The 17769-nt window shown below is 65.0% G+C and carries 17 protein-coding genes; 6 read left to right on the top strand and 11 right to left on the bottom strand.

Going from position 1 to position 17769, the window contains the following annotated elements; translation table 11 throughout:
• Nucleotides 1-65: 65 nt before the first annotated feature.
• On the bottom strand, nt 66-1175 hold the full coding sequence (locus tag DELCS14_RS20990; RefSeq protein WP_012204334.1) for an S-(hydroxymethyl)glutathione dehydrogenase/class III alcohol dehydrogenase: 1110 nt from the start codon (nt 1173-1175) through the stop codon (nt 66-68).
• 238 nt (nt 1176-1413) lie between these two features.
• Here DELCS14_RS20990 and DELCS14_RS20985 point away from each other — a divergent pair, with 238 nt between their 5' ends.
• Nucleotides 1414-2451 (top strand): helix-turn-helix domain-containing protein, encoded by a 1038-nt coding sequence (locus DELCS14_RS20985; RefSeq protein WP_013803439.1) that lies wholly within the window; start codon nt 1414-1416, stop codon nt 2449-2451.
• 11 nt (nt 2452-2462) lie between these two features.
• Here the strand turns inward: DELCS14_RS20985 and DELCS14_RS20980 are convergent, their stop codons facing one another.
• The 10 genes from DELCS14_RS20980 to DELCS14_RS20935 form a co-directional block, all read right to left on the bottom strand.
• Nucleotides 2463-3779 carry a DEAD/DEAH box helicase gene (locus DELCS14_RS20980; RefSeq protein WP_096915707.1) on the bottom strand — a complete coding sequence of 439 codons (1317 nt, stop codon included), beginning with the start codon at nt 3777-3779 and terminating at the stop codon, nt 2463-2465.
• A gap of 292 nt (nt 3780-4071) precedes the next feature.
• Nucleotides 4072-4584, bottom strand: a complete 513-nt coding sequence (locus DELCS14_RS20975; protein WP_013803437.1) for a hypothetical protein — start codon at nt 4582-4584, stop codon at nt 4072-4074.
• On the bottom strand, nt 4581-5243 hold the full coding sequence (locus DELCS14_RS20970) for a peptidoglycan recognition family protein (protein ID WP_172642964.1): 663 nt from the start codon (nt 5241-5243) through the stop codon (nt 4581-4583). The genes DELCS14_RS20975 and DELCS14_RS20970 overlap by 4 nt, the downstream gene beginning before the upstream one ends.
• Nucleotides 5244-5483: 240 nt before the next feature.
• Nucleotides 5484-6794 (bottom strand): citrate synthase, encoded by a 1311-nt coding sequence (locus DELCS14_RS20965; RefSeq protein WP_012204342.1) that lies wholly within the window; start codon nt 6792-6794, stop codon nt 5484-5486.
• A 25-nt stretch (nt 6795-6819) separates the two neighbouring features.
• On the bottom strand, nt 6820-7119 hold the full coding sequence (locus tag DELCS14_RS20960) for a succinate dehydrogenase assembly factor 2 (RefSeq protein WP_012204343.1): 300 nt from the start codon (nt 7117-7119) through the stop codon (nt 6820-6822).
• Complete coding sequence (locus tag DELCS14_RS20955; RefSeq protein ID WP_012204344.1) at nt 7119-7823, bottom strand: succinate dehydrogenase iron-sulfur subunit; 705 nt, start codon at nt 7821-7823, stop codon at nt 7119-7121. Before DELCS14_RS20955 ends, DELCS14_RS20960 begins: the two co-directional genes overlap by 1 nt.
• 27 nt (nt 7824-7850) lie before the next feature.
• Nucleotides 7851-9656, bottom strand: a complete 1806-nt coding sequence (sdhA, locus tag DELCS14_RS20950) for a succinate dehydrogenase flavoprotein subunit (RefSeq protein WP_012204345.1) — start codon at nt 9654-9656, stop codon at nt 7851-7853.
• Between the two features lie 33 nt (nt 9657-9689).
• Nucleotides 9690-10055, bottom strand: a complete 366-nt coding sequence (gene sdhD / locus DELCS14_RS20945; RefSeq protein WP_012204346.1) for a succinate dehydrogenase, hydrophobic membrane anchor protein — start codon at nt 10053-10055, stop codon at nt 9690-9692.
• A gap of 36 nt (nt 10056-10091) precedes the next feature.
• The gene (gene sdhC / locus DELCS14_RS20940; RefSeq protein WP_012204347.1) at nt 10092-10514 is read right to left on the bottom strand and encodes a succinate dehydrogenase, cytochrome b556 subunit; all 423 of its coding nucleotides are present in this window, start codon (nt 10512-10514) and stop codon (nt 10092-10094) included.
• Between the two features lie 134 nt (nt 10515-10648).
• A complete protein-coding gene (locus DELCS14_RS20935; RefSeq protein ID WP_012204348.1) occupies nt 10649-11437 on the bottom strand; it encodes a GntR family transcriptional regulator in 789 nt (262 codons plus the stop codon).
• Nucleotides 11438-11655: 218 nt separating this feature from the next.
• On the opposite strand from DELCS14_RS20935, the gene DELCS14_RS20930 reads away from it, so the two are divergent.
• From DELCS14_RS20930 to acnB, 5 genes are all read left to right on the top strand, one after another.
• Complete coding sequence (locus DELCS14_RS20930) at nt 11656-12642, top strand: malate dehydrogenase (protein ID WP_013803435.1); 987 nt, start codon at nt 11656-11658, stop codon at nt 12640-12642.
• Nucleotides 12643-12656: 14 nt separating this feature from the next.
• Nucleotides 12657-13463 carry a trans-aconitate 2-methyltransferase gene (gene tam / locus DELCS14_RS20925; RefSeq protein WP_013803434.1) on the top strand — a complete coding sequence of 269 codons (807 nt, stop codon included), beginning with the start codon at nt 12657-12659 and terminating at the stop codon, nt 13461-13463.
• Nucleotides 13460-14479 (top strand): aldolase/citrate lyase family protein, encoded by a 1020-nt coding sequence (locus tag DELCS14_RS20920; RefSeq protein ID WP_012204351.1) that lies wholly within the window; start codon nt 13460-13462, stop codon nt 14477-14479. The genes tam and DELCS14_RS20920 overlap by 4 nt, the downstream gene beginning before the upstream one ends.
• 31 nt (nt 14480-14510) lie before the next feature.
• Nucleotides 14511-15098: a hypothetical protein gene (locus tag DELCS14_RS20915; protein ID WP_013803433.1), complete on the top strand. Its 588-nt coding sequence runs from the start codon at nt 14511-14513 to the stop codon at nt 15096-15098.
• A gap of 63 nt (nt 15099-15161) precedes the next feature.
• On the top strand, nt 15162-17753 hold the full coding sequence (gene acnB, locus DELCS14_RS20910) for a bifunctional aconitate hydratase 2/2-methylisocitrate dehydratase (protein ID WP_013803432.1): 2592 nt from the start codon (nt 15162-15164) through the stop codon (nt 17751-17753).
• Nucleotides 17754-17769 lie beyond the last annotated feature (16 nt).

Here is a 17769-nt window from a genome sequence, read left to right as displayed (position 1 = left end):
CGTCGTCCCCCTCCCTCGCGTAGCGAGTAGAGAGGGGGAAGGCGCGCAGCGCCTCAGGGGGAGCTTCAGTACACGACGACGGAGCGGATGGACTTGCCTTCGTGCATCAGATCGAATGCTTCGTTGATCTCCGGCAGGCCCATGGTGTGCGTGACGAAGGGGGCCAGCTGGATCTCGCCGCTCATGGCCTGCTCGACCATGCCGGGCAGTTCGCTGCGGCCCTTGACGCCGCCGAAGGCCGTGCCCAGCCACTTGCGGCCCGTCACCAGCTGGAAGGGGCGTGTGGAGATTTCCTGGCCCGCGCCGGCCACGCCGATGATGACCGACTGGCCCCAGCCGCGGTGCGCGCATTCCAGAGCGGCACGCATCACGTTGACGTTGCCGATGCACTCGAAGCTGTGGTCCACGCCCCAGCCCGTCATCTCGACGATGACCTGCTGGATGGGCTTGTCGAAATCCTTGGGATTCACGCAGTCGGTGGCGCCGAAGGTGCGGGCCAGGTCGAACTTGGAGGGGTTGGTGTCCACGGCGATGATGCGGCCGGCCTTGGCCAGCTTGGCGCCCTGGATCACGGCCAGGCCGATGCCGCCCAGGCCGAACACGGCCACGGTGTCGCCTTCCTGGACCTTGGCGGTGTTCTTGACGGCACCCAGGCCCGTGGTCACGCCGCAGCCCAGCAGGCAGACCTGCTCGGGGTTGGCATCGGGGTGGATCTTGGCCAGCGAGACTTCGGCGACCACGGTGTACTCGCTGAAGGTGGAGCAGCCCATGTAGTGGTAGATGGGCTCGCCGTTGTACGAAAAGCGCGTGGTGCCGTCGGGCATCACGCCCTTGCCCTGGGTGGCGCGCACGGAAACGCACAGGTTGGTCTTGCCGCTCTTGCAGAACAGGCATTCGCCGCATTCGGCGGTGTACAGCGGGATCACGTGGTCGCCGGGCTTGACGCTGGTCACGCCTTCGCCGACCTCGACGACGATGCCCGCGCCTTCATGGCCGAGCACGGCGGGGAAGATGCCTTCCGGGTCGTCGCCCGACAGCGTGAACGCGTCGGTGTGGCAGACGCCGGTGTGGGTGATCTTGATCAGGACCTCGCCCTTCTTCGGGGGGGCCACGTCGATCTCGACGATCTGCAGGGGTTCTCCAGCCTTGAAGGCGACGGCGGCTTTGGATTTCATGGGCGTGTCTTTCTGTCGGGGTGGCTCAGGAACGGCAGGGCGCGCGCTCCGCGAAGCCTTGAATGTAGGCCATGGCCGGGCGGCCCGGCCGCATCATGGCCGCAGCCTCAGGTGATATGTCCGAATCTGAGGGGTGTGGCCTGCTTCGGCCGGGCCTGCTGGCCGTGGGTGCTTGCGTCTTTTCGTATAGTCCGCCCCATTCTTTCCACCCTGACCGCCTCCGAGCCCGCCGTTTCCCATGGACCACCGCCACGCCAGCGCCCACCGCATCGATCTTGTCGTCTACCCCGGCTTCAAGGCGCTGGAGGCCATAGGGCCCATGTCGGTGTTCGACTATGCCAACGTGCACCTGCGCGCGCGCGGCCAGAGCGACGGCTACGAGGTGCGCGTGGTCTCGCAGCGGCAAGGGGCCGTGCGCTCGGACACGCTGATGTCGCTGGAGGCCACGCATACGCTGGCCGGGCTGGAGGCTGCAGGCATGGGCTGCACCGTGGTCGTCGTGGGCTCGCGCCATATCGAGCAGGTGCTGGGCGGCTCGGCCGAGCTGGTCGCCTGGCTGGGCCGCGTGGCGCCGCGCGTGCAGCGGCTGATTGCGCTGTGCTCGGGCAGCTTCTTCCTTGCCGAGGCGGGCTTGCTGGACGGCCGGCGCGCGGCCACGCACTGGAGCGTGACAGCGCAACTGGCCCAGCGCCATCCGCGCGTGCAGGTCGATGCCGATGCCATCTACCTGCGCGAGGAAATCCGCGATGGCGCAGGCAGCCGCCAGCTGTGGACCTCGGCCGGCGTGACGGCCGGCATCGACCTGGCCCTGGCTGTGGTGGAGGAGGATTTCGGCCACGCGCTGGCGCTGGAGGTGGCGCGCGACCTGGTCATGTACCTCAAGCGTCCCGGCGGCCAGTCGCAGTTCAGCGTGCCGCTGGCGGCCCAGGCCGCGCAGCACGGCGGCGTGCAGGCCGTGCAGCAGTGGGTGATGGCCCATCTGGCCGATCCCCTGACCCTTGCGCAGATGGCCGAGCAGGCCCATATGAGCGAGCGCCACCTGCGCCGCGTGTTCCAGCAGGAAACCGGGCAAAGCCCCACGGCCTTTGTGGAGAGCGCGCGGCTGGAGGCGGCCAAGCAGCTACTGGAAAGCCAGGCCCATCTGCCACTCAAGACCGTGGCCGCGCGCGTGGGCCTGGGCTCGGAGCAGGCGCTGCGCCACCTGTTCGTGCGCCACCTGGGCATTACCCCGGTGGCGTACCGGGATCGCTTTGGCGGGCGAGGCGGCGCGGGCTGAACCGGAAACGCTCAGTTCTTTTTTGCGGTCTCGGCTGCTTCGGCGGCCGCGGCGCGCAGCTTGTCCTTCTTGCTGGGGCGGCGGCCCTTGATGCCGCCGTTGCCGTCCTGCGCCACCGGGGGCGGTGGCACGGGCTCGGTGGGCTCGAAGCCCGGCAACTGCTCCAGTTCAAGGTCCAGTTGGTTGCGCTTGCAGATCAGCGCCCAGTGCGCCTGGTCGGCCGGCGTCACGAAGCTGATGGCCGTGCCGTCCTCGCCCGCGCGGCCCGTGCGGCCGATGCGGTGCACATAGTCGGTGGCCGAGCGCGGCAGGTCGTAGTTGACGACCAGGGGCAGCTGGGTGATGTCGATGCCGCGCGCCGCCAGGTCGGTGGTGATCATCACCTGCCAGCGCTTGGCCTTGAAGTCGGCCAGCGCTTCCTTGCGTGCGCCCTGGCTCAGGTCGCCATGGAAGGCCGTGGCAAAGATGCCGGCCTTGTAGAGCTTTTCCGCCACCAGTTCGGCCGTGTGCCGCGTGGCCACGAAGACCAGGGCACGTTCGAGCGTGACAGGGTCGGTGCCCGCAGCGGTGTCGCCCTGCACCAGCTGGCGCAGCAATTGCGTGCGGCGGGCGCGGTCCACGGCAATGGCGCGCTGGGTGATGCTTTGCGGGCTGGCGGCATCCTGGCCTTCGGCGGCATCGACGCGGGCTTGAACGGGATCGTGCAGCAGGCCCGTGGCCAGCGATTGCACGGCATCGGGATAGGTAGCTGAGAACAGCAGGGTCTGGCGTTGCTTCGGCAGCAGGGCCAGCACGCGCTGCAGCTCTTCCTGAAAGCCCAGGTCCAGCAGGCGGTCGGCCTCGTCCAGCACCAGGTGGCGCACGGCGGACAGGCGCACGGCGTTGTGCTCCACCAGGTCCAGCAGGCGGCCCGGCGTGGCCACCAGGAAATCGGCACTGCCGCGCAGCATCATCATCTGCGGGTTGATGGACACGCCGCCATAGACCACGCCGATGCGCGGCGGCTGCTTGAGCGCGCGGCCCAGGTCGGACAGCGTCTCGCCGACCTGCTGGGCCAGCTCGCGCGTGGGCACCACGATCAGCGTGGTCAGGGTTCGCACAAAGCCGCCCTGGGCACCCTGGGCCTTGCCGCCATCCATCCAGCGCTGCAGCAGCGGCAGCAGGTAGGCGGCCGTCTTGCCCGAGCCCGTGGGCGCACAGGCCCAGAGGTCGCGGCCCGCAAGCACTGGGGCGATGGACTGGGTCTGTATGGGCGTGGGATCGACCAGGCCCAGGTCTTGGAGGCTGGAGACCAGCGCCGGGCTCAGGCCGAGGGAGGCAAAGTTCATGGTGTGCAGGGAGTGGCTGGGGCCGGAACCCCGGCGCAAGAAAGGGCCGGCCACGAGGGCCGGGGGGGCATTGTCGGCGAAACCGTGCCGCTGCGTGAAGCAGGGGGCTTGGCCCTGGCTCTCAGGCCAGGCGGCGCGGCCGGCCAGCGGGCTGTTCACCAGGCCACCTGCCGTTGCAGCCGGGTCGGTGGCGTGTGCCTGAGCGGCTATCTGGCATCGGCCGCACGAAGCGTTGAGTAAAGCGTCAGAGCCATTGCCAAAACCGGCGCGCAAGAGAAGACCAGACCGTGACTCAAGGCGGGAGCCGGCCCAGCCTCTTCAGCTCCTTGAGCCGCCTTTCCGTGGCGCGGTCCAAGGCGTCTTGCAGCAGGTGCATCTTGCGTTTGTTGCAAGGAGCGCAGTCGTAGTAGCGTGAGGGCACTCCAAGGGGTTCAAGCTTCCTGTTCGCCTCGAAGATTCTGATTCGCCCTGTTGGCTCGATATCCATGACGATGATCTTTCCGCTCTTGAACGTGACGGACGCACCTCCGGAGCATCCAGATCTATCCATGTTTTCTTCGCTGAAATAGGCTTTTTCCGAAATTCGGCGTATATGCTGCAATGCATATCGCACATCCTCCTCGGTCAGGATCACATCGTCGCAATCGAGCCATTTTTTATCCTCCCAAGCGGGGTTGCTTGATGAGGGGACGAAGATATTGATTTTCTGGATGTTCTTTGCAGAATACCGGGCGTCAGCAGCATGAATCGTTGAGGCCATGACCATCGCTGAAGTTATTGCCCAAAAAAATTGGTGGTACTTCATGGTGTGTTCGTAGGAAGGTTCCAGTTTGCACCTTCTGCTTCGGTCAGATTTTTCCAACTTACCTCGGGATGTTTGAAGACTTCACCGGGCGACAGTTGCATGGAGTCCTGCAGTGCTTCAACAAGCCATGTCAGTGACCGGTTCTGAGCTTGGGTCGGGGCGGGATAGAGGCCGCGCTCTCCTCGCAATCTCTCGGGGGGCAAATCCGCTTCGTTGGAGGAAGGTTTGAACCCCTTCGGCAGCTCTGCTCGGCCGACCATCTCGATACCTATGGCCTCCATATTGCTCGGATAGCGTTCACCAGGAGCCTTCATCATCTCGATGCGGTGTACCCCCTTTGCCTTCAGTCCTTCATAGTCCCTGGCCTTGCATTTCCCCACAAGCAGGCACCTCGCCTTCAGCGGGCCCACATGGTTGGCACGCTGATAGATGGCGGCAGTCTGGTAGATGGTGCCGTCCTTGTCGATCAGGAAATGCGCCCCATTGGCCTTCGGGTTCCTGTAGCTGTTGAGCGAAGACTGGGCCGTGTTGGCATCGGTCTGGTGCACGACGATGCCGGTGATGGCGGCGGTCCGCTTTCCTCTCTCGATGGCGGGGCTGCGCGCATTCTTGACGCGCGCATGGATGAGCATTCCGTCCTTGTTGATTTCGACAAGCATGTGAGTCCCGGGGTTGCGTTGAACGGCAGCGGGCATTGCGCTGCGCCTCCATCCCGTTTCAGGGAGGGTCAACGGTCACCTTAGGGTAGATGCGCTCAATCAATGGGCATGTCACGATAGCGAAAATGGTGTTCCTAGGACTGGTGCGGCCTTCTGGAGCGGTGGGCTCGCAAATGAAAAAAGCCCCATGCAAAGGCATGGGGCTTTTGGGGGCCGGGCCGCTGAGGCCCGGACCTGCGATCAGCGCTGGCCGATCGGCTTGACGTCGCGGGAAACAGAGCCCGTGAACAGCTGGCGGGGACGGCCGATCTTGTACTCGGGGTCGGCCATCTGCTCGTTGAGCTGGGCGATCCAGCCCACGGTGCGGGCCAGGGCGAAGATGCCGGTGAACAGGTTCACGGGCACGCCGATGGCGCGCTGCACGATGCCGGAGTAGAAGTCCACGTTCGGGTAGAGCTTGCGCTGCACGAAGTAGTCGTCTTCCAGGGCGATCTTCTCGACTTCCTTGGCCAGGGCGAACAGGGGGTCCTTTTCCAGGCCCAGTTCGGCCAGCACTTCATTGCAGGTTTCCTGCATGAGCTTGGCGCGGGGGTCGTAGTTCTTGTAGACGCGGTGGCCGAAGCCCATCAGCTTGACGCCGCTGTTCTTGTCCTTGACCTGTTCCATGAACTCGCCGACCTTGGCAACGCCGCCGTTGGCCTGCAGGTATTCCAGCATGTTCAGGCAGGCTTCGTTGGCGCCGCCGTGGGCAGGACCCCACAGGCAGGCCACGCCGGCCGAGATGGCGGCGAAGGGGTTGGTGCCCGACGAGCCGCACAGGCGCACGGTGGAGGTGGAGGCGTTTTGCTCGTGGTCTGCGTGCAGGATGAAGATGCGGTCCAGCGCGCGCTCGACCACGGGGTTCACCTTGAACTCCTCGCAGGGGTTGCCGAACATCATGCGCATGAAGTTGCCGGCGTAGCTCAGGTCGTTCTTGGGGTACATGTACGGCGCACCGATGCCGTACTTGTAGGCCATGGAGACCAGCGTGGGCATCTTGGCGATCAGGCGGATCGCGGCGATGTCGCGGTGCTCGGCGTTGTTGATGTCCATGTTGTCGTGGTAGAAGGCCGACATGCCGCCGACCAGACCCGTCAGGACGGCCATGGGGTGGGCGTCACGGCGGAAACCACGCAGGAAGAACTGCATCTGCTCGTTGACCATGGTGTGCTTGGTCACGCGCTCGACGAAGTCGGCCTTCTCGGACTCGTTGGGCAGCTCGCCGTACAGCAGCAGGTAACAGGTCTCGAGGTAGTCGCAGTTCTTGGCCAGCTGCTCGATGGGGTAGCCACGGTACAGCAGCTCGCCCTTGTCGCCATCGATGTAGGTGATGGCGGACTGGCACGAGGCGGTAGAGAGGAAGCCCGGGTCATAGGTGAACATGCCGGTCTGCGCGTACAGCTTGCGGATGTCCACCACGTCGGGACCGACGTTGCCCTGGTAGACGGGCAGCTCGACGCTGGGAGCGCCGTTGCTGAATGACAGCGTTGCTTTGTTGTCTGCGAGTTTCATTTCCAAACTTCCTTCTCTAGATTGCCTAGCCTACTAGCGGGAGAGAACCGGGCTTGCGCTTGCGCACCAGTTCCAGAACTTCCCTGATTTCTTGGGTATCGAGTTCACCTTCAGGCTCCTTGCGGCGCAAGAAGAGGTCCATCAGGTCGTTGTCTGCCAGGTCCATCAAGGCAGACAGACCGCTCGCGTGTCTCCGCGTGAGCTGGTCTCCGTAGGTGGCGAAGAACTGCGCGATGAACAGGTCGTTCTCGACCAGGCCACGCCGGCAGCGCCAGCGCAGCAGGTCTCGCTCGCGTTCGTCGAGCAGAGTATTCGTCATGGTCATCAGATGGCCCGGCGGACCATCAGTTCCTTGATCTTGCCAATGGCCTGCGTGGGGTTCAGGTGCTTGGGGCACACGTCCACGCAGTTCATGATGGTGTGGCAACGGAAGAGGCGGTACGGATCTTCCAGGTTGTCAAGGCGGTCACCCGTGGCCTCGTCGCGGCTGTCCGCGATGAAGCGGTAGGCCTGCAGCAGGCCGGCCGGGCCCACGAACTTGTCGGGGTTCCACCAGAAGCTGGGGCAGCTGGTGGAGCAGCTGGCGCACAGAATGCACTCGTACAGGCCGTTGAGCTCTTCGCGCTCTTCAGGCGACTGCAGGCGTTCCTTGGTGGGAGACGCGAAGCTGTCGTTCTGCAGGTACGGCTTGATCGAGTGGTACTGCTTGAAGAACTGCGTCATGTCCACGATCAGGTCGCGGATCACGGGCAGGCCGGGCAGAGGCTTGAGAACGATGTCGCCCTGCAGGGTCTTCATGTTCGTCAGGCAGGCCAGGCCGTTCTTGCCATTGATGTTCATCGCGTCCGAGCCGCACACGCCTTCGCGGCAGGAGCGGCGGAACGAGATGGAGGGGTCCATCTCCTTGAGCTTGACCAGGGCGTCCAGCAGCATGCGCTCGTGGCCGTCCAGCTCGACCTCGACGGTCTGCATGTAGGGCTTGGCATCCTTGTCCGGGTCGTAGCGGTAGATCTTGAAAGTGCGCTTCATTTGTCTGTTCTCTCGTGGGCTGCTGGATTAGAACGTGCGGACCTTGGGCGGCACGCTGTCCACCGTGAGGGGCTTCAGGTTCACGGGCTTGTAGTCCAGGCTGTTGGTGGCGCTGTACCACAGGGTGTGCTTGAGCCATTCCTTGTCATTGCGGCCCAGCGGGAACTCGGCGTGGTCGGCAGGATGCTCGTAGTCGTACACGGTGTGGGCGCCGCGGCACTCGTGGCGGGCAGCGGCCGAGATCATGGTGGCCTGGGCCACTTCGATCAGGTTGTCCACCTCCAGCGCTTCCATGCGGGCGGTGTTCCAGACCTTGGACTTGTCCTTGAGGGTCACGGAGCCCACGCGTTCGCGGATGGCGTTGATCTTGACTTCGCCTTCGTCCATGCTCTTTTGCGTGCGGAACACGCCGGCATGCTGCTGCATGGTGGCGCGGATGTCGCCAGCCAGGTCCTGGGCGTAGGTGCCTTCCTTGGAGTCGTCGAGCTGGTTCAGGCGCGTGAGCGTGCGCTCGGAGCCATCGGCCGGCACGGCCTTGTGGTCGCCGAAGCCGTTGACGAACTGCACGATGTGCTTGCCGGCCGACTTGCCGAAGACCAGCAGGTCCAGCAGCGAGTTCGTGCCCAGGCGGTTGGCGCCGTGCACCGACACGCACGAGCATTCGCCCACGGCATAGAGGCCATTGACCACGTTGTTCTGCTGGCCGTCCCACACCACGACCTGGCCGTTGATGTTGGTGGGAATGCCGCCCATCTGGTAGTGGATGGTGGGCACCACGGGAATCGGTTCCTTGGTGATGTCCACGTTGGCGAAGTTGTGGCCGATCTCCTCCACCGAAGGCAGGCGCTTGCGGATGGTGTCTGCACCCAGGTGGTCCAGCTTCATCAGGATGTAGTCCTTGTTGGGACCACAGCCACGGCCTTCCTTGATTTCCTGGTCCATGGAGCGGGACACGAAGTCACGCGGTGCCAGATCCTTCAGCGTGGGAGCGTAGCGCTCCATGAAGCGTTCGCCTTCGCTGTTGAGCAGGATGGCGCCTTCGCCACGGCAGCCTTCGGTCAGCAGCACGCCCGCGCCGGCCACGCCGGTGGGGTGGAACTGCCAGAACTCCATGTCCTGCAGCGGGATGCCTGCGCGTGCAGCCATGCCCAGGCCGTCGCCGGTGTTGATGAAGGCATTGGTCGATGCCTGGAAGATGCGGCCTGCGCCACCCGTGGCCAGCAGCACGGCCTTGGCGTGCAGCTCGTACAGGTCGCCGGTTTCCAGTTCGATGGCGGTCACGCCGACCACGTCGCCCTGGGTGTTGCGGATCAGGTCCAGCGCCATCCACTCCACGAAGAAGTTGGTCTTGGACTTGACGTTCTGCTGGTACAGCGTGTGCAGCATGGCGTGGCCGGTACGGTCGGCCGCGGCGCAGGCGCGCTGCACGGGCTTTTCACCGTAGTTGGCCGTGTGGCCGCCGAAGGGACGCTGGTAGATGGTGCCGTCGGGGTTGCGGTCGAACGGCATGCCGAAGTGTTCCAGCTCGATCACGACGTTGGGCGCTTCGCGGCACATGAACTCGATCGCATCCTGGTCGCCGAGCCAGTCGGAGCCCTTGATGGTGTCGTAGAAGTGGTAGTGCCAGTTGTCTTCGCTCATGTTGCCCAGCGAAGCGGACACGCCGCCCTGCGCAGCCACGGTGTGCGAGCGCGTGGGGAAGACCTTGGACAGCGAGGCCACGGACAGGCCTGCGCGCGACAGTTCCAGCGCGGCACGCAGGCCGGAGCCGCCAGCGCCGACGATGACGACGTCAAACTTGCGCTTGGTGATGTTTGCTTTGGAGTAGCTCATTCTTAACCTTCAATCGTGGAGACCGCGTCTCTATCAGATACGCCACAGGATCTGGATGCCCCAGCCGGCGCAGCCGACCAGCCAGACCAGGGTGAAAACGTTCAGCACCAGGCGCAGGCCCACGGGCTTGACGTAGTCCATCCAGATGTCGCGCACGCCGACCCAGACGTGCCAGGCCAGCGAGACGATCACGGCGAAGGTCAGGAACTTCATCCACTGCGGGGCAAAGATGCCGGCCCACAGGTCATAGCCGACGGAGCCGGTGCTGAAGATCAGCTTGGCCAGCAGCACGATGGTGAACAGTGCCATCAGCACGCCGGTGACGCGCTGCACCATCCAGTCGCGGATGCCGTAGTGCGCACCGACCACGGTGCGCTTGGAGCCGTAATTCACGGACATGGTTCTTTTTCCTTATCGTGAGGGAGAGATCGTGAATCAGTACAGGCCGAACAGCTTGGCACCCAGGATCAGGGTCAGGCCAACGCTCAGGACCAGCACCACCAGGGCCGAGGACTTGCCGAACTGCTTGTTGACGGCGTGGTGGTTCACATCCATGAACAGGTGGCGGACGCCGGCGCAAAAGTGGTGCAGGTAGGCCCAGATCAATGCCAGGCACACGAGCTTGAGGAACCATCCGAAGGGACCCGCGAAAACCGAGGTGAAGCCGTCGAAGGAGATCTCCGAAGTCAGCGACATGTCCATCATCCACAGGATGAAAGGCAGCAGGATGAACATCAGCAGGCCGCTGATGCGGTGCAGGATGGACACGATGCCGGCCGGCGGCAACCGGTAGGTGGGGAGGTCCTTGAAGAAGTTGATGTTGCGGAACTCTGGCCGCTTTTTGGCTTGCTCAGTCATGGCAGGGTACTTTCGTGGATGTAACTGCTTCGTAATCGCTCAGGGGCGGCGATGCAAAATTCTATTGCAATGCAATAAAAACAGCTTTGCTGGGAATTGCGTATTTTCGCCCGCTTCTCTGGGGAACGGATCGTTCAGCTCAGCGCGTTGCGGTAGTGATGGGTGTCGGTGCGGTACAGGCCACGGCGTAACTCCATGGGAACATCGTTGTATGTGTAAGCGGTGCGCTCCACGCTCAGCAGGGGCGTGGTGCTGGGGACATCCAGCAGCAGGGCCTGTTCGGCCTCGGGCAGGACGGCGCGGATCTTTTCGTCGGCCCGCACCATGCGCACGCCGTAGTCCAGCTCGAACATGGCGTAGGTGGGGCCCTGGTAGGCGGACATCTGCTCGGCCGTCAGGCCCTTGAAGGCGTGGCCCGGCAGCCAGATGTCTTCCAAAATGGTCGGGATTGCGGAGAACGACAGCACGCGGCGCACATGCATCACGGCGTCGCCGCTGCGCAGCGCCAGGCCGCGCGCCACGTCCGCCGATGCGCGCAGGCGCCGGCAGTCGATGATGCGGCGCTCGGCACGGCCCTCGCCCTGCTGGTCGCCGCCGTCGGGCTGCAGCTTGAGGAAGCGGTACTGCACATGCTGGGCCGCGTGGGTGGCCACGAAGGTGCCCTTGCCCTGGCGGCGCATCACCAGGTTCTCCGCGGCCAGCTCGTCGATGGCCTTGCGCACCGTGCCCTGGCTCACGCGAAAGCGCGCGGCCAGTTCCATTTCGCTGGGAATCAGTTCGCCGGGCCGCCATTCGCCTGCTTCAAGGCTCTGCAGTATCAGTCCCTTGATCTGCTGATACAAAGGGCTGAAGGCCGGGGTCGATGCGCCCGCGCCGATGGTGGGAGCGGCGTTGTCTGAGGCGAGGGGAGGCAGGACTGGCATGGAAAAGTTCGGGGTGGGGAGGCTCCCGGCGACGCAGATGAAAGACTTGGAAACAGACGTCGATCATATCTTATATAAGACATAAGACAAATTGACCGGGCTTCGAAATCGGGAGTACACTTTCGCGTTGTTTGCGGAGCACGGGCTGCTGGTTTCTGACGCTGGTGCGACCTGGCGCCGATAACACCTGATTTTTTCCCCATCCCTGGAGTTTCATCATGAGCAAGAAGCCCGTTCGTGTCGCCGTCACCGGTGCCGCCGGTCAAATTGGTTACGCCCTGCTGTTCCGCATCGCCTCCGGCGAAATGCTGGGTAAGGACCAGCCCGTCATTCTGCAACTGCTGGAGATTCCCGACGAGAAGGCCCAGAACGCGCTCAAGGGCGTGATCATGGAACTCGAAGACTGCGCCTTCCCCCTGCTGGCCGGCATCGAAGCCCACTCCGACCCCCTGCAAGCCTTCAAGGACACCGACTACGCCCTGCTGGTCGGCGCGCGTCCCCGCGGCCCCGGCATGGAACGTGCCGACCTGCTGGCTGCCAACGCACAGATCTTCACGGCCCAGGGCAAGGCGCTGAACGCCGCTGCCTCGCGCAACGTGAAGGTGCTGGTCGTCGGCAACCCCGCCAACACCAACGCCTACATCGCCATGAAGTCGGCTCCGGACCTGCCGGCCAAGAACTTCACCGCCATGCTGCGCCTGGACCACAACCGCGCTGCATCGCAGCTGGCTGCCAAGGCCGGCTTCAAGGTGGGCGACATCCGCAAGCTGACCGTCTGGGGCAACCACTCGCCCACGATGTACGCCGACTACCGCTTCGCCACCGTCAACGGTGAAAGCGTCAAGGCCAAGATCAACGACCAGGCCTGGAACAAGGACGTGTTCCTGCCCACCGTCGGCAAGCGTGGCGCCGCCATCATTGCCGCTCGTGGCCTGTCCTCGGCTGCCTCGGCTGCCAACGCTGCCATCGACCACATGCGCGACTGGGCCCTGGGATCGGGCGGCGAATGGGTCACCATGGGCGTGCCCTCCAACGGCGAATACGGCATCCCCGCCGGCATCGTCTTCGGCTTCCCGGTCACCACCGAGAACGGCGAATACAAGATCGTCGAAGGCCTGGAAATCGACGCCTTCTCGCAAGAGTGCATCGACAAGACCCTGGCCGAGCTGCAAGGCGAACAGGACGGCGTCAAGCACCTGCTGTAAGCCGCCGGCAAGCCATGCTCGACTGGAATCCCGCGCTTTACCTGCGTTTCGCCAATGAGCGTACGCGCCCCGCAGCCGAGCTGCTGGCGCGTGTGCCCTTGGCCCAGGCCCGCCATGTGGTGGACCTGGGATGCGGGCCGGGCAATTCCACCGAACTGCTTGCACAGCGCTATGCCGGTGCCACGATCACCGGCATAGACAACTCCCAGGCGATGCTGGCCACCGCGCGCCAGCATCTGCCTGAGGCCCGCTTCGCGCTGGCCGACATTGCTTCCTGGACGCCCGCCCCCGGCGAGAGTGCTCCCGACCTGATTTATGCCAATGCCTCCCTCCAGTGGGTGGGGGAGCATGAAACGCTGATACCCCGCCTGTTCGCCCAACTGGCGCCAGGGGGCGTGCTGGCGATACAGATGCCCGACAACCGGCAGGAAGCCACGCACCGCGTGATGCGCGAGATCGCCAGCCTGCCCAAGTTTGCCGCCTACATCGGCGATGCCGCCAAGGTGCGGGCCGACATCCTGCCCATCCGCAGCTACTACGACCTGCTGGCCGGCCCGCAGGAGCAGGCCGGCGTCGAGGCCGGCGCCGTCGATGTCTGGCACACCGTCTACCAGCATCCGATGGACTCGGCCGGCGCCATCGTCCAGTGGCTGCGCGGCACCGGCCTCAAGCCCTTCGTCGAGGGCCTGCCCGAAGCCCTGCAGGCCGACTTCCTCACCGAATACGAAAACCGCGTGGACGCCGCCTACGGCGTGCGCGCCGACGGCCGGCGCCTGCTGGCCTTCCCCCGCCTGTTCATCGTCGCCCAGCGCAAGCCATGACCGCCGCCACGTCCACACCCTCTCGCGCACACCCGGCCCAGGTGCTGCTCGATGCGCAGGGCGGTGCCCTGCACCTGCCCGTCTGTGACCACTACAGCGGCGTGGAAGTGCGCATGCGCAAGAGCCTGCAGCTGCAGGCCGAGATGATGGCCGAGTTCGGCACCTGCGTCTTCGACGTCACGCTGGACTGCGAAGATGGTGCCCCCGTGGGCCAGGAGGCGGCCCATGCGCGCCTGGTGGCCTCGCTGGCGCGCGATGCCGCGCCCGGTGCCCGCGTGGCTGCGCGCGTGCATGCCGTGGACCATGCCAGTTTCGCGCAGGACCTGGACATCATCGTCGGCGAGGCCGGCGACCGCCTGTGCCATCTCATGCTGCCCAAGGTGGAAAGCGTGGACGACGTGCTGCTGGCCGAGCGGCATCTGGGCCGACTGGGCTGCCGCGAATTGCCGCTGCATGTGCTCATCGAGTCGCCCGCCGCCGTGCACCGTGCCTTTGACATTGCCGCGCACCCGCGCGTGCAGAGCATTTCCTTCGGCCTGATGGACTTCGTCTCGGCCCATGGCGGCGCGATTCCTGCCTCGGCCATGGGCTCGGCCGGCCAGTTCGACCATCCGCTGGTCGTGCGTGCCAAGCTGGAGATCGCAGCCGCCTGCCATGCCCACGGCAAGGTGCCATCGCACTGCGTGGTCACCGAATTCAGAAATCCACAGGCGCTGCAGGCCGCTGCCACACAGGCGTCACGGCGGCTCGGCTATACCCGCATGTGGAGCATCCACCCGGACCAGATCCGCCCCATCCTCGCCGCCTTCGCGCCCCAGGCCGACGAAGTGGCGCAGGCCGCACAAATACTTACCGCCGCCGAGGCCGCCGATTGGGCGCCCGTCAGCGTGGATGGTGTATTACATGACCGGGCGAGCTACCGCTATTTCTGGCAGTTGCTCACACGTGCCCACCAGACCGGCCAGGCGCTGCCCCCACAGGTGCAGCCCTGGTTTGCATCAGAATCACTTGCTTAGCCCACACCGGGAATTTGCAGGAGCCCAACGTATGAAGACAGCTATCGCCTCCATCCTGATCGCAGCCCCCTTGCTGGCCATGGGCCTGGGTGCCAGCGCCGCCGAGCCCGCCACCGCAAAGAAGGCACCGGCCAAGGCCGCTGCCAAGCCTGCGGCCAAGAAGGCCCCCGCCAAGAAGGCCACCACGGCCAAGGCCGCTGCCGGCGCTGCCGCCGTCGGCGGTGCGGCCGCCGTCGCAACTGCAGCCCAACAGCCGCTGTCCGCCGAAGACCTGGCCATTTCCGAGCGCGTGCACACCGGCCGCATCCCCTGCGAGCTGGGCGCCTTCGTCAATGTGACGGCCGACCAGGCCAACCCGGGTTACTTCAACATCGACGGCAAGGGCTTCAAGTACCACATGTCGCCCGTGAAGACCTCGACCGGCACCGTGCGTCTGGAAGACAAGCATGCCGGCGCCGTCTGGCTGCAGATCGCCAACAAATCGATGCTCATGAACCAGAAGGTCGGCCAGCGCCTGGCCGACGAATGCATGAGCCCCGATCAGCTTCAGGTGGCCGAGGCCATCAAGAAGAACCCGCCTCCCAGCCTGCTGGAAGCGCCCAAGCCCGCCGGCCAGTAATCCAGGCCCGGACCTGAGCGTCCCGCAAGCAGCCCCACTTTAGAAAACCATGGAGAGAGAATCATGTTGAAAGCCTACCGTGACCACGTGGCCGAACGCGCCGCGCTCGGTATCCCCCCGCTGCCGCTGGAAGCCAAGCAGGTTGCCGAACTGATCGAGCTGATCAAGAACCCGCCCGCTGGCGAGGACGCCTTCCTGCTCGACCTGCTCACGCACCGCGTTCCTCCGGGCGTGGACGATGCCGCCAAGGTCAAGGCCAGCTTCCTGGCAGCCGTGGCCCACGGTGACATCCAGGTGGCTCTCATCTCCAAGGCCAAGGCCACCGAGCTGCTGGGCACCATGGTGGGCGGCTACAACGTGCATCCCCTGATCGAGCTGCTGGACGACGCCGAAGTCGCCGGCGTGGCCGCCGATGCGCTGAAGAAGACGCTGCTGATGTTCGACTTCTTCAACGACGTGGCCACCAAGGCCAAGGCCGGCAACGCCAAGGCCCAGGAAGTCATGAAGAGCTGGGCTGACGCCGAGTGGTTCACCTCGCGCCCCGAAGTGGACAAGAAGATCACCGTCACCGTCTTCAAGGTGCCCGGCGAGACCAACACCGACGACCTGTCGCCCGCGCCCGATGCCTGGAGCCGTCCGGACATCCCGCTGCACTACCTGGCCATGCTCAAGAACACCCGTCCCGACGCGGCCTTCAAGCCCGAGGAAGACGGCAAGCGCGGCCCGATGCAGTTCATCGACGACCTCAAGAAGAAGGGCCACCTGGTCGCCTACGTGGGCGACGTGGTCGGCACTGGCTCCTCGCGCAAGTCGGCCACCAACTCCATCGTCTGGGCCACGGGCCAGGACATCCCCTTCGTGCCCAACAAGCGCTTCGGCGGCGTGACCCTGGGCGGCAAGATCGCTCCCATCTTCTTCAACACGCAGGAAGATTCGGGCTCGCTGCCCATCGAAGTCGATGTCACCAAGCTGGAGATGGGCGACATCATCGACGTGCTGCCCTATGACGGCAAGCTGGTCAAGAACGGCGAAACCGTCGCCGAGTTCCAGCTCAAGAGCGACGTGCTGTTCGACGAAGTGCGCGCCGGCGGCCGCATCAACCTGATCATCGGCCGCTCGCTGACCGCCAAGGCCCGCGAATTCCTGGGCCTGTCCGCATCCACCGTGTTCCGCCTGCCCCAGGCGCCCGCTGCTTCGAACGCCGGCTTCACGCTGGCCCAGAAGATGGTCGGCCGCGCCGTCGGCCTGCCGGAAGGCCAGGGCGTGCGCCCCGGTACCTACTGCGAGCCGCGCATGACCACCGTGGGTTCGCAGGACACCACCGGCCCCATGACCCGCGACGAGCTCAAGGACCTGGCCTGCCTGGGCTTCTCGGCCGACATGGTCATGCAGTCCTTCTGCCACACGGCCGCCTACCCCAAGCCCGTGGACGTCAAGACCCACCGCGAGCTGCCTGCCTTCATCAGCAACCGCGGCGGCGTGGCCCTGCGTCCCGGTGACGGCGTGATCCACTCCTGGCTCAACCGCCTGCTGCTGCCCGACACCGTGGGCACGGGCGGCGACTCGCACACGCGCTTCCCCATCGGCATCTCCTTCCCCGCAGGTTCCGGCCTGGTGGCCTTCGGCGCCGCCACGGGCGTGATGCCCCTGGACATGCCCGAGTCCGTGCTCGTGCGCTTCAAGGGCGAAATGCAGCCCGGCGTCACCCTGCGTGACCTCGTGCATGCCATTCCCCTGTACGCCATCAAGGCAGGCGCGCTGACCGTGGCCAAGGCCGGCAAGAAGAACATCTTCTCGGGCCGCATCCTGGAAATCGAAGGTCTGCCCGACCTGAAGGTGGAACAGGCCTTCGAGCTGTCCGACGCCTCGGCCGAGCGCTCGGCTGCCGGCTGCACGATCAAGCTCAACCCCGAGCCGATCAAGGAGTACCTGACCTCGAACATCGTTCTGATGAAGAACATGATCGCCGACGGCTACGCCGACGCCAAGACGCTGCAGCGCCGCATCGAGAAGGTCGAAGCCTGGCTGGCCAAGCCCGACCTGCTCGAAGCCGACAAGGACGCCGAGTACGCTGCCGTGTTCGAGATCGACCTGGCCGACATCAAGGAACCCATCGTCTGCTGCCCCAACGATCCCGATGACGCCAAGTTCCTGTCCGAAGTGGCCGGCACCAAGATCGATGAAGCCTTCATCGGTTCGTGCATGACCAACATCGGTCACTTCCGCGCAGCAGCCAAGCTGCTGGGCGGCCAGCGCGACATCCCCGTCAAGCTGTGGGTGGCTCCGCCCACCAAGATGGACCAGAACGAGCTGATCAAGGAAGGCCACTACGCTGCCTTCGGCACGGCCGGTGCCCGCACCGAAATGCCGGGCTGCTCGCTGTGCATGGGCAACCAGGCCCAGGTCCGCGAAGGCGCGACGGTGATCTCCACCTCGACCCGCAACTTCCCCAACCGCCTGGGCAAGAACACCAACGTGTTCCTGGGCTCGGCCGAGCTGGCCGCCATCGCATCGCGCCTGGGCAAGCTGCCCACCAAGGAGGAATACCTCAAGGAAATGGGCGTGATCGATGCCGACAAGTCCAGCGTCTACCGCTACATGAACTTCGACCAGATCGAAGAGTACGCGGACGTGGCCAGGGGCGTGAGCGCCTGAATCCGGCCTGATCCGG

Origin of the sequence: Delftia sp. Cs1-4 (genome assembly GCF_000214395.1) — a bacterium.
In the GTDB taxonomy this organism is placed as follows: Bacteria; Pseudomonadota; Gammaproteobacteria; order Burkholderiales; family Burkholderiaceae_C; genus Comamonas; species Comamonas acidovorans.
Note: the sequence above shows the minus strand (reverse complement) of the source record. Positions and strands in the feature narration are given on the sequence as shown.